10 protein-coding genes and 1 pseudogene are annotated in these 12458 nt (G+C 37.6%); 3 read left to right on the plus strand and 8 right to left on the minus strand.

Annotation, left to right across the window (positions count from 1 at the left end; genetic code table 11):
• The 6 genes and pseudogenes from ACP6PM_RS05370 to ACP6PM_RS05395 form a co-directional block, all read right to left on the minus strand.
• Window positions 1–1592: NB-ARC domain-containing protein (locus tag ACP6PM_RS05370; protein ID WP_426582533.1), on the minus strand; the 1592-nt coding region annotated here is incomplete at its 3' end.
• Window positions 1593–1660: 68 nt separating this feature from the next.
• Entirely contained in the window at window positions 1661–2503 is an 843-nt protein-coding gene (locus ACP6PM_RS05375; RefSeq protein ID WP_426582535.1) for an esterase/lipase family protein, read from the minus strand.
• A gap of 260 nt (window positions 2504–2763) precedes the next feature.
• Complete coding sequence (locus tag ACP6PM_RS05380; protein WP_426582537.1) at window positions 2764–3168, minus strand: endonuclease domain-containing protein; 405 nt, start codon at window positions 3166–3168, stop codon at window positions 2764–2766.
• A 118-nt stretch (window positions 3169–3286) separates the two neighbouring features.
• Entirely contained in the window at window positions 3287–4720 is a 1434-nt protein-coding gene (hpnJ, locus tag ACP6PM_RS05385) for a hopanoid biosynthesis associated radical SAM protein HpnJ (protein ID WP_426582538.1), read from the minus strand.
• A 487-nt stretch (window positions 4721–5207) separates the two neighbouring features.
• Window positions 5208–5270, minus strand: a pseudogene (locus tag ACP6PM_RS05390) (hypothetical protein); the annotation flags it as partial.
• Between the two features lie 243 nt (window positions 5271–5513).
• Entirely contained in the window at window positions 5514–7208 is a 1695-nt protein-coding gene (locus ACP6PM_RS05395; protein WP_426582540.1) for a tetratricopeptide repeat protein, read from the minus strand.
• A gap of 1522 nt (window positions 7209–8730) precedes the next feature.
• Here ACP6PM_RS05395 and ACP6PM_RS05400 point away from each other — a divergent pair.
• On the plus strand, window positions 8731–9009 hold the full coding sequence (locus ACP6PM_RS05400; RefSeq protein WP_426582687.1) for a Mo-dependent nitrogenase C-terminal domain-containing protein: 279 nt from the start codon (window positions 8731–8733) through the stop codon (window positions 9007–9009).
• A 277-nt stretch (window positions 9010–9286) separates the two neighbouring features.
• Here ACP6PM_RS05400 and purQ read toward each other — a convergent pair whose 3' ends face one another.
• Both purQ and purS read right to left on the minus strand, forming a co-directional pair.
• Entirely contained in the window at window positions 9287–9982 is a 696-nt protein-coding gene (purQ, locus tag ACP6PM_RS05405; protein ID WP_426582542.1) for a phosphoribosylformylglycinamidine synthase subunit PurQ, read from the minus strand.
• 288 nt (window positions 9983–10270) lie between these two features.
• Complete coding sequence (gene purS / locus ACP6PM_RS05410) at window positions 10271–10540, minus strand: phosphoribosylformylglycinamidine synthase subunit PurS (protein ID WP_426582544.1); 270 nt, start codon at window positions 10538–10540, stop codon at window positions 10271–10273.
• 146 nt (window positions 10541–10686) lie between these two features.
• Here purS and ACP6PM_RS05415 point away from each other — a divergent pair, with 146 nt between their 5' ends.
• Together ACP6PM_RS05415 and ACP6PM_RS05420 are read left to right on the plus strand one after the other, a co-directional pair.
• Window positions 10687–11919 carry an RNA-guided endonuclease InsQ/TnpB family protein gene (locus tag ACP6PM_RS05415; RefSeq protein WP_426582546.1) on the plus strand — a complete coding sequence of 411 codons (1233 nt, stop codon included), beginning with the start codon at window positions 10687–10689 and terminating at the stop codon, window positions 11917–11919.
• 50 nt (window positions 11920–11969) lie between these two features.
• On the plus strand, window positions 11970–12365 hold the full coding sequence (locus tag ACP6PM_RS05420; protein ID WP_426582548.1) for a Fur family transcriptional regulator: 396 nt from the start codon (window positions 11970–11972) through the stop codon (window positions 12363–12365).
• Window positions 12366–12458: the final 93 nt, after the last annotated feature.

The following is a 12458-nucleotide window of genomic DNA, read 5'->3' on the forward strand; positions in this document are numbered from 1 at the left end:
GCAGCCAGAGCTTCTGGTAATAATTCTGGTAATTTATCAGCTAAAGCACTGAGAAATTCGGCGCGATATCTCTCATCCTCAATCTGTCGAGCAGCAGCCAGAGCTTCTGAAATAGCTAGTTTTTTTAAGTTGTCTGGCAAATAATCAACTAATTTTGCCAGAGAGTCTGCTTTATCCCTTAAATCAGGCTTTTGTAATGCGTAAGCCAACCCCTGCTCCGGAGTCCATACTTTCTTTTTAACTAAAGCTACCAACAAATCTACTGGTAAATTCGCTGCCAAACTATTAATAGAAGCAGTTATCAAAGCATAACGACACTGCAAACCAACAACTTGAGGGAACCTACCTTCATCCCAGTCAATCTCCACTAACTCCCAAGCACGAGCTACATCAGTAATAAAAATCCCCGTTCGCCCAAAATGTTCACACGTTTCATACCAACCATTAGCCCCACTTTCCGACACCTCCGCTAATAAACCATGAATCTCCTCTATCTTTCCTGCCTTTTCAAAATGCCAGACTAGATGCTGATGAATATAACCATCATTTGGCAAAGTATGCCAAAGATGATTATCAGTTAACCTCCTGTATTTCTCTAAAAATATTCCGTGAGCCTCAGCTAGACTAATACCTAACCCCGGTAAACTACCTCTGCGTCTTGGATGTAATGGCGCAGTTAACAAATAGCGAGCCAAGTCGTGGAATAAGTCATGTAAACGATAAGTAGGCTTACCATCAAAAGCCACACCATCCAATAACAACGCCTTACTCCGCAAATAGGCCAAGTCATCCCTCGCATCCCTTTCATCATCCAGATCCCAGAGTACAACCGTCATCCCTTGAGTAATATTCACATCATCCGGCAATATTCCCAACCAAATAAAACCCTCCCGCGTTTCCTGCTCCAGTCGCTTGACACTCAAATTCAAAGAAGCAGTCAAACTCAACCGTTTTAAACTAGCCTCATCAGTAACATCCCTCGCACCTGGTCTATCCAAGGTTTTTAACCGAACAATTTCCCCTTGAATATCCTTTAACAGCTCTCTCCAAGACATACCATCCTCAACTTGAGCTGCCGCTAACTCCAAAGCTAAAGGCAAATATCCCAGTTCTTTAACCAAAGCCTCCGCCTGTTTAGCATCCTCTCCGGTAATTTCACGCCCTAACCTTTGACTCAGAAGTTCCATTGATTGGGATAAAGTCATCACATCCAGACTGTAAGTTTCAGCTTCTAAGACATCGGCGATCGCCTTTTCCCTAGTCGTCACTAAAACCTGACAGCGCATACCACCGAGATTAAAAACTTTAGCATGGTCTGGACTCCAAGCATCATCCACCACCAATAGCACAGCCTTATCATAAAGCAACGTCCGCAAATGATTAGCAGTCGCCTCCACACTTGTAGGCTTGAAATTATAGTCACCCAACGCCTGCACCCAACCACTCAGCATCGGCAGAATATTAGGCTCTTGACCCAAAGTTACCCAGAGAATACCATCAGCAAAACGAGATTGTACGTCCTCATCATAAGCTAAAGCATTTGCCAGAGTAGACTTACCCACAGCACCTAAACCATGGATAGCAGTCACCACAATAGCTCGCGTATCCGATGAATTTGTCAGTAGGTTAGCCTTTAAATTGTCGCTGTATTCGGGGCGGTCTACGTAATATCTGGGTAGCGGTGGGGCCTGGAATACATTGATTCTAACTCTTCTCGTCGTATCAGTGGAGGCATCAAATATTTTTCCACAAACTTTTTTACGGAAAGATAAACCAAATCATTTTTTCCAGGTTTAGCAATAGAATTGTGGTCTGCTGGAATAGCAACAGGTTTAACATCCTTAATTCCTGGGTTAGCGCTATCCTCATCCACAACTAACACCCCACTCATGGGCTGAGTTTCAAAGAAGACCTGAGTTTTAATTCCGAAATTATCAACATTTTGTCGATACCATTCGTTAAGTTGGCGTAACTGAGGCGAATGCGCTTTTAATTCCTGAACATTCACCGTCGCTCTCGTCAAAACATTAATATTATCAATTAAATTAGCCAAATGTGAGCCTTGATGGGGAGTAGACAAAAATACAATCCCTTGAGTCTGTTGGATAATGGCTTTTTTATCATCAAAATTTTGAGCTGTACGAATTAAATCTTTGACAACTAACCCACCCATACTGTGGGTTACAAAAATTAGAGGGCGATCGCCTATATCCTTAACCTCTAGATATTCCAGTAAATTACTTGCTTGGTCAAAAAGTGACATCCCCCAACCAGAATATTTAGAGCGAGGGGCATCATATCCAAAAGTCCAGACATTTGCTTGTAATTCTTCTCCCAACCAAAACGGCCAAAAATCCAAATCTTGATTATCCTTTTTACTTTTAGGATGCCATGTTCCCCAGGGATGGCCAGCCAAACCATGAACAAAAACAATATCACCTCTAGGCTGAGAATTTTCAGACTTAAATACTGGTGATAAACCAAGCATATTCTCTTCTGTCATATTATTTTTAGTTTGAAAAGTACATTTTAGCAGAAATTAAAGTATGAATCCCCCCTAACCCCCCTTAGAAAGGGGGGGAGTGGAGAGAGTGGTTATATTTTGAATTTCTCCTTAGAAAGGTGCATAAGAGGATATGAATCCCCCCTAACCCCCCTTAGAAAGGGGGGGATTGGAGAGGGTGGTTATATTTTGAATTTCTCCTTAGAAAGGTGCATAAGAGGAGTTGTCTTACTCTCACTTGGCAAAGGAAGTAGGGAACACTATCTTACTCCCCCCTTACAAAGGGGGGCAGGGGGGATAAACTCAGCAATACGCTCACAAACACCATCAAAACAGCTCATCACTTCATCATTTGTAAAACGAATCACCCGCAAATTATAACCTTCTAAAACCTGAGTTCGATGGCGATCGTAAACCATTGCCTCCTGAGTAAAATGACTTTCGCCATCTATTTCAATTACTAACTTTAATTTAGGGCAATAAAAATCAACAATAAAATTATCAATTGGTTTTTGTCGCCACATTTTTAAAGGAAATAATCTTAAATATTCCTGCCAAAGTTTCCTTTCAGCAGGAGTAGGATTTTTTCGCATTTCCTTCGCTCGCTCCACCAAATTGCCATTATAGGGTAAAAAGTAACGCCCTTGTTTCAAATTATTAGACATAACAAAATTTTCAACTCTAATCGTCTAATTTGTTTATCCCCCTAAATCCCCCTTTCTAAGGGGGACTTTAATATAAAAAACTAAAAGGACAGGTTTTCGACCTTAATTATTCGGTAAATTAATGACTCACTGCTCTTTGATGACGCTCTCTCAGATAAGACAGAAATTCCTTACCTTCCCGTAAACGACGCACCAACATTTGCGGGTCTGCCAACATTTCTCCAACTATCGGAATAATTGACTTCGGTCTAAAATAAAACCGTCGATACATTTGCTCTACCCCATCTTCAATTTCACTACCTGACAAATTAGGATACTGCAACGCCGACATTTGAATTCCAGAATTTGCCACCAAAGAATCTCCTGTAAACCAACCATTTGCCTGAGCTTGACTATATAATTCTGTGCCTGGATAGGGGGAAGCAATGGAAACTTGAATCGTATGGGGGCTGACTTCACAAGCAAAACGGATAGTCTCCTCAATAGTTTCCCTACTCTCATTGGGTAAACCGAGAATAAAAGCTCCATGTACTTTAATTCCCAACTTATGACAATTTTCCATAAATTTGCGGGCGACTTCTAATTTAATTCCTTTCTTGACTCCATCCAAAATTTGCTGATTTCCTGACTCAAAACCAACCAACAGCAAACGTAGACCATTATTTCTCAATTCTTTGAGGGTGTCATAATCTAAATTCCCGCGAGCATTACAACTCCAGGTTAATTTCAATTTCTTCAAATGTTCGCTAATAGCGATCGCTCGTTTTTTATCAATGGTAAAGGTATCGTCATCAAAAAAGTATTCTCTGACAGAGCTTCCCCAAATTGCTTTTGCTTCTGCCATTTCTCGCCCTACTGCTTCCGGACTTTTTGCGCGGTATTGATGTCCGCCAATAGTTTGTGGCCATAAACAGAAGGTACATTTAGCAGGGCAACCGCGACCTGTATATAAAGAGATGTAGGGATTGAGCAAATAACCAATTAGATAGTTACGAATATCCAGATGTTCTGCATAAACTGGAAAAACACTAGGCATGGCATCCCAGTCGTGAATTAATTCTCGTTCTGGGGTATGCTGAATATTACCTTGGGAATCGTGGTAACTCAACCCTTTAATTTCTGCAAAAGGTTTCCCTTCGGATAATTCTTTACAGGTAAAATCAAATTCGTTGCGACAAACAAAATCAATAATTGGATTATCTTTGAGAGTTTCTTCTGGCAAAACTGCCACATGAGCGCCAACAAAACCTATTTGTGTCTGAGGGTTTTGAGTTTTAATTGCCTCTGCACACTTAACATCATTGGGGAGGGAAGGGGTACTGGTGTGCATAATTACCAGTTCGTAATCTTTAGCAATTTTCAGCACATCTTCGACTGTTTGATAATGAGCAGGAGCATCTACTAATTTACTTCCGGGAACTAAAGCAGCAGGTTGAGCTAACCAGGTTGGATACCAGAATGACGTAATTTCTCGTTTTGCTTGGTATCTAGCTCCGGCACCTCCATCAAAACCATCAAAAGAAGGGGGATTTAAAAATAGAGTTTTTTTCATATTTGATACTAAATTTATAATACACACCAATATTTCAGGGAACATTTCTACGTTTTCTTGTTATACCATAAGTTATCTGAAGCGACTTTCCGATTCAAGAATTCTCAGTTATAAATAAGCTCCTAGTTGGACTTTAGCCCTAAGATAAATATTTGGGAGTTGCTGAGTGGTAATAATTTTTAGATTAAGTATCAACGCCAAACATAAGTTTTTCAATTTTACCTTCAGCTACTTACCATTACATTTCAGCAACGCCCAAAATAATATGACAGAAGAGAATATGCTTGGTTTATCACCAGTATTTACAGCGGTTTTCATTTCAGTAGACCACAGTAATGATATTCCATGGAACGTTCCTACTAGGTTTTGGTTGTAAATATGTGGTTCATCAATCTGAAAAGCGCTGTAAGTCAACAGAATAGGGTTTCACGATCGCTTGTTTAATTTTTCTATTTTCTATAATTGTAGTCTACCTTTATGAAAATTGCTATAAACTAGCATTCAAGTCTCTATCACAACTGAAACTACAATGTTCGCAATTAAATACTCTCTGAGATCAAGACAGAGACTCTTTAACATTTCCACAGTTACTAGCCCTTGGAAAATATCTACCTAAATTTAAGTTTTGTCCTCTTTTTTATCGAGCCTTCTTTCATCTTTATTTCTTCCTTACTTGTACTTTTAATACCAAATTGATAAATATTTGTAGCCAACATTTATCAATTTGGTATTATAGATATTTTCATTAATAAGGATGGAAATTTTTTGCAACTTAAAAACAGCCTAATTAAAATCAAACAGGCACTTTTAATTTATTTTTTCTTTCAATTGCTTTTTGATAATCTGGTTTAATTTGTAAGACAATATTGTAAGAACTAACTGCTTCTTGAACATATCCTAACTTTTCCAAAATTAACCCTCTCTGAAACCAAGTTTGATGATTACCAGGTCTTAAAGAAACTATTTGGTCGTAGGCAGCGATCGCCTCTTCATACCTCTCTAATTCTTCCAGAATAAAAGCTAATTTTGACCAAGCTTGATAATTACTTGGCCAAATACTAATAGCTTGATTATAACTAAAAACAGCTTCTTCATAATTTGCCATTTTTTCTAAGCTTAATCCCCGGTTTAACCAAGCATCAAAATTATCCGGCTGTTTTCCAATTACCAAATCATAAGCTGCTATTGCTTCAGCATATCGCTCTAACTTTTCTAAAGCTGCACCCCTTTGTAAACCAACTTTAGCAACAGAAATTCCTTGCTGAAAACTCATTTCTATTACTTTGTCATAAGCTGCTAATGCTTGATCGTACTTCTGGAGTTTTTCTAATACTTCACCTCGACAATTCCAAGCCTCTAAAAAATATGGCTCAATACTAATGGCATTACCATAAGCAATAAGAGCTTCATTATATTTATCCAGTGCCATAAATGCTTTACCTCGACCTAACCAAGCTTCTGGATAATTAGAATTAATTGTAATTGCCTGATTAAAAGATTCTACTGCCTCGCTATACTTAAATAAATCTAATAAAATATAACCACGACTAATCCAAATTTCTGGTAAATTAGGATAGAAATTAATTGCCTTATCAAAACAAGCAATTCCTCCTTCTTTCCAATGATATTTTAAAGCTAATCCTTTATAATACCAAGCTTCATAATCATCGGCATTTAATTTAATTGCTTTATTAAAAGAAGAGACCGCATCATGATATTTATGTAGTTTAGTTTGAGCAATACCTAAGTTAAACCAAGCTAAATAATTCTCAGGTTCTAATTCTATTGCATGGTCATAACTAATAATTGCTTCTGCATAACGTTGAGTTTGTACTAAGGCTAATCCTCGGTTCAACCAAATATGATAATTATCTGGTTGAAGTTTCACTGCACAATCATAAGCAGCTAATGCTTCAGCATATTTTTTTAGAGTTAATAAAGCTTGCCCTTGAGCATACCAAATTTCTCCCTTCATTGGTTGTATTTTCAGTGCTTTTTTGTAGCAGTTGATGGCAGATAAATACTGTTTTAATTCAGTTAAAACAATTGCTTTATTAAACCATAGTTCGTAGTTATTTGGGTTAATTTTGATTCCCTTGTCAAAGCAGGCGATCGCTTCTTCATACTGCCTTAAGTTAGATAATACAACTCCATAACTATTCCAAGCTTGATAAGCGTTTGGTTTGAGCGATAGGGATTTTTTATAAGCCTCTACTGCTTGTTCATACTTTCGCAGTTTATATAATGTATCAGCTAGCTTTAACCAACCTATTGCCCAGTCTGGCTTTATTTTCACTGCGTTCTCGTAGTAGGGAATGGCTGACTCGTATCTACCCATTTCATAAAGTCTGTTGCCACGGTCATATTCTGGGAATGCAGAAAAGATGCTAAAAATTCCCTTGGGTGGGGAAAGAGTTTCGGTCTTCGCAGTTTCTAATGTAGTTAAAAATGTCAATTTTTGGGATGATTGGGAATGAATTTTGGTCATAGTTTTTTTCCTAGAACCTGATAGGGTATATCTGGGAATAGTATTATATTATTTGCACTTATTTAATATCTAAATGATCGTACCGTTAAGCAGAAACTTATTTAGTAGACGTCTCCAGATAAAGAATATGAATTATAAAGTCATATCATCTTCGTTTTATTATTATAGGACTTAGGCAAAAAACCCGGTTTCTAGGATAAATAGTTGGTTTGAAGAATAGACATCTATGAACAAACCTGGTTAATGTAACAGTTACAACGTCCTATACCACACTACAAATATTTAGTCAATACAATATGGTTTAGTAAAACTTATTTATTTTATTCAAATCATTTATACTTGTGAAGAGTCAAGATGCAACAATTAGCTCTATTGGTGTAACAATCAAATAGGTGACAAAACAGGTTAGCTATATATAGACTTTCTAAGCGAAGAGCTTATTAATCGATAGAGTAGTTGATAACCTGGAGCAATCCAGAAGATTCCGAATTACTCTGAATCTTAACTACACCAGATTAAGTGCTACGCGCACTACGTTTTTAAAGTCAAGACCCTAATGAGGTTCCCTGGCCTCAAGCGGTCAAGAGAGGACTATGCTTTTTACGACTTGAAGACAAGTAGGCAGCCTAATTGGAAAGATTTATTGTTCCGAAATATTGGGTAGAACTACTCTCTCTGGGAGCCTGTGAAAAAAATGTAGAGCTTCACAGCTAGATATTTTTCTAGGCAAGGAGTGAAGGCAAACAAAATCATCTTGAGTCGCTATTAGTTAGAGGCATCATAATATTTTTATGCCAAAATGCCGACAGAACTCTAGTAGAATTATTTACAATCAAAACAGTACAGTTGAAACACAACTGATGAAATTATCAAATAAAAATTAGGAGATAGTCGTCTGTCAAGATTGAAATGAGGAATAGATAATCTCTGAAAACTATGTCATCTAATAATCCTGTATTTCTAGAAGAAGATTATTCCTCCAAACAAACTTGATAGTCTAATAGGAGTCTGTTGACAGGTTTCAAGTAAATCGGGCATCCCATTTACGGTGGGCTAACCATAGAATTCACAATATTTTAACCTTTGGAGATGTCAACATAACATAGAAGTCAATTCAAAAATTAAACCTTAGCTAATCATCAAAAAATCCTCGGTAGTTTGGAGACCTTCGCGCTTCAGCTAGGGGAGAAAAAAACAAGTGGGCGGGTTTTAATCCGCAGTCAAATGTTGTTTGACCTAGTTAAGAGTTTTTGAACCAGGAATCTTCTAAACCCCCCCACACTCTACTGTGGGGAAAAATTTTACTGGAAATTCAAAAGTCAATATCAAAATTAATTTTTGGCTTGTGAATTTTGCCAAGCAATTGACAACTACTACTCAAATATTGTCTTTCCGGTAATGCCAAAAAATACACTGTAGAAATTAATAGTAAGTCTTTAAAACCATGCACGATCTGGCGAAAGCAACAGGGCTATGGATGAGACCCCAAAACACTAAAATTCTAAATGCTATAACTGCTCGTATGTATATTACAATACCTAAATTTAAGCTATTAAGCCCTTTGAGAAAATGGCTAGATCGCATAGAAATTAATAATCCCAAATTAGCAAGATTTCTGTGCAAATTAATTCCAAGTCACTGCCCCTTTGAGCGCGATGTCAATTTTTTTGGTCATGTCTTGTTTCACATTCCTCCTATGTGCAAACTTAACCCTCTTTACAATGAACTAATTGATTTGAGGTTTAGAGCTTTATGTTATTTGGCGGATGTTTGTGGAGAAGATGTCACCTCATACTGCTAATCTTGTCAAGAATAATATTCCGCATTTCTACCGCGTTTTATCTCGACAACAGCCGAAAACACACGTTGACTTTTTGCATAAATATAAGCTTTCCCACTCAGTTAAAAATTAATACAGCATATTTGATCTGAGTGAAGTACATAAGGCGGGCAATATCCCCACCCCACAAGACTTTTAACATTAAATTAATATTTGTACTTCATTTACCTGCAATATGCTGTAAATTTCAATTGAGTTTTATTTTCATAGGGAAAGAGATTACCATAGATGACTGTAGCTAAATTCCAACTACAGCCATTAATAAACCTTTAAATAATTTCATGCCATCTGTATCACCTAACATTGGGTCTGATGCTCTCTCCGGATGAGGCATCATTCCCAAGACATTGCCTTGAGGGTTGCAGATACCGGCAATATTGTTAAGGGAACCATTAGGATTAGCTTCTGGAGTAATTTCACCATTTTCTGTACAATAGCGAAATAATATTTGACAATTATTTTCCAAATCTTTCAAAGTATCTGCATCAGCATAGTAATGACCCTCACCATGAGCTATTGGTAAACTAATCACTTCTCCTTTTGTATAAGCAGATGTCCAAGGAGTATTAGAATTTTCTACTTTGACAGGAATTTGATTGCAGATAAAATTTAATTTCTGATTTCGCACCAATACCCCTGGCAATAACCCTATTTCTGTCAATATCTGAAAACCATTACAGATCCCTAAAACTAATTTCCCCTTTTGAGCGTGGGTAATAGTTGCTTTCATGACTGGAGAAAAACGGGCGATCGCTCCACATCTTAAATAGTCCCCATAACTGAAACCTCCAGGGATAACTATTACATCCACATCAGAAATATCTTCTTCTTGATGCCAAACCATGCGAGTTGGTTGACCCAATAGACCCTGGGTTACCCAAGCTACATCCCGATCGCAATTGGAACCGGGAAACATAATAATGCCAAATTTCATATAAATTTTAAATTAATTTAAACTTTTTGATTGCTAGGAAAAAAATACCTCTCTTTCACCGAAAAATTAAGGTATAAAGCCTCTCCATTCATGGAGAAAAAAGCGGTTGAGGGATGGCGAGGTCTCCTCGCTGGCCTCCAATCAACCAAGAGAAGAAAAAAAATTCCTTTGAGCCAATCCTCTTCTTGATCAGAAGAGATAATTATTAATTGTTAATTATTAATTGTTAATTATTAATTATTAATTGTTAATTATTAATTGTTAATTATTAATTATTAATTATTGAACCTACTCCCTACTCCCTACTCCCTCTAATTCAAAGCGATAATTTTCAATGACAGGATTTGCCAATAATTGATCGCAGATTAATTCTACTTGTTCTCTAGCAGTTGCTTCATCCGTTGCCTGAAGTTTCAACTCAATATATTTACCAATTCTAATTTGTTCTACATTTTCATATCCCATCTGTGCCAACCCAGATTGAACTGCGGTACCAGCAGGGTCTAAAACAGATGGTCTTAGGGTAACATGGATTTGTGCCTGATATTGTTTTGTCACGTTAGTACAAAATTTTAGATTTTCATCTCAACGTTGTTTGGAGACCCGTGCTCTCCCGTAGGGGAGCGTCAGTCCGAAAACCAATCAATGTTGCGGTTTCACACACAATATGTTAACATATATAAAGTTAAATAAGTAAGCAGTAAATGGTTGAAAAAGCCTACAAATTTAGGTTTTACCCTACTAAGCAACAGGAAAATCTGTTACGGAGGACTTTGGGATGTGTACGTCTGATCTACAACAAAGCTTTAGCTGCCAGAACTCAAGCTTGGCATGAAAGACAGGAACGGGTAGGATATGTCCAAACCTCAGCTATGCTTACCAACTGGAAAAAGCAGGAAGACTTAAAGTTTTTAACAGAAGTAAGCTGTGTGCCATTACAGCAAAGTTTAAGACATCTACAAACTGCTTTTACTAATTTTTTTAGTGGACGTGCTAGATATCCTAATTTCAAGAAAAAGCGGAATGGTGGTAGTTCAGAGTTTACAAAATCAGGATTCAGGTGGAAAGATGGTCAAGTCTATCTAGCCAAATGTGCAGAACCATTAGCTATTAGATGGAGTAGGCAATTACCACCAGGTTGTATGCCCAGCACAATTACAGTGAAGCTTAGTCCCTCCGGTAGATGGTCTGTTTCTTTGAGAATTAATGATGCCAGGAATTTAAAACTCAAGCCAGTCAAAAAACAAGTTGGAATTGACTTAGGAATTACTAACCTTTTAACTACCAGTTATGGAGAAAAAGTAGCTAACCCTAAGAATCTAAACAAGTTGCACAAAAAACTGAGGTTAGCTCAGAAATCTCTAGATAAAAAAACCAAAGGAACTAATAACTACCAAAAAGCCAGACTGAAAGTAGCTAGAATACACGCCAAGATTAAAAACTCAAGACTGGATTACACCCATAAGCTAACTACTCAATTAATTAGAGAAAATCAAACTATTGTGGTTGAGGATTTGGCAGTAAAAAACATGGTGAAAAATCACAAATTAGCAAGGGCAATAAGTGATGCGAATTGGGGAGAAATAGTCAGACAATTAGAGTACAAGGGTGAGTGGTACGGAAGAGAATTGATAAAAATTGATAGATATTTTCCTAGTTCTAAACGTTGCTCTAATTGTGGCCATGTAGTAGAAAAATTACCTCTAAATATTAGAGAGTGGGATTGTCCAGAGTGTGGTAGTCACCATGACCGTGATATTAACGCTTCAATAAATATTTTGGCTGCGGGACTCGCAGTTTCAGTCTGTGGAGCGACCGTAAGACCTGAAGAGAGGAAGTCTCGGAAGGCGGGTGCTATGAAACAGAAAACCCCTAACAGCGATGCTAGGGAATCCCGCGCTGTCTCGCGTATAGCAGCGTCGGGAGGATGTCAATGAACTACTTAGATATTATCTGTTAAGTTTTACCCAAATTAACTATATTGGCCATGAAAATCAATCGCACCCAGTCTCAAGAGCGTGTTTTAAAACTACTAAAAACCCAGAAGCGATCGCTATCTGCTCAGGATATCTATTCAAAATTACGCAGACGTGACCAACCTCTGGGGCTAGCAACAGTATATCGTTGTTTGGATGCTCTCAAGCAAGAGGGTGTAGTAATTGTCCGGACTTTGGCCAATGGTGAATCGGTTTATAGTTCTCTAAAGCAAGACCAACATCATCTGACTTGTGTTAAATGTGGGACTTCTATACCTATTAATGAATGTCCTGTCCACGATTTTGAGTACAAATTGCAGCAGTCCCACAAATTTAAGATTTTTTATCACACTTTGGAATTTTTCGGAATTTGTGATGGATGTAGCTTCACAGAAGATATTTCTTAAGATTTTTCATTTCCAATAATTACCCCTGTTTTCCCTCTTAACTCTAGATGTAGTGTAGCGCTATAGTTCTTTCTTACTACATCTAGTCTTTGA

The organism is Dapis brunnea BLCC-M229, from assembly GCF_050015995.1.
GTDB lineage: Bacteria > Cyanobacteriota > Cyanobacteriia > Cyanobacteriales > Microcoleaceae > Trichodesmium.